The organism is Polaromonas sp. P1_G2, from assembly GCF_056405515.1.
In genome coordinates, this window is record NZ_JBFUBY010001757.1 from 1 (window position 1) to 360 (window position 360).

Here is a 360-nt window from a genome sequence, read left to right on the forward strand (position 1 = left end):
AGGCGAATGAATATGTCTATCAGGGCCCGATCAAACTCTCGCAGCTGATCTGGAAAAGCCGTTACGTCAATACCATCAACGGCATGATCGCCGTCGACCTGGACCGTGACTGGTATGCCAGCGCGGAGGGCATGGTCGGTTTCAATGGCGATGGACATCTCGTCGACTATGACTGGCTGAAACCCGGCAGCCCCTGGTCGGACAGGTCGCTCCACCCCGACACGCGGCTCAATCACTATTTCGCGCTCGGCGCGGAAGTCGGGCGGACGCTTGTGTCCCGCGACAATACCGATATCGGCCTCGGCGCCGGGTTCAAATATACTGACGTGCAATGGTCCGCCTGGGGTGGTTCCTATATCT

The 360-nt window shown here is 58.6% G+C and carries 1 protein-coding gene; it reads left to right on the top strand.

Annotated elements, in window-relative coordinates:
* The coding region (locus AC1D0P_RS32455; RefSeq protein WP_477680474.1) for an omptin family outer membrane protease at window positions 1-360 on the top strand (360 nt) is incomplete at both ends.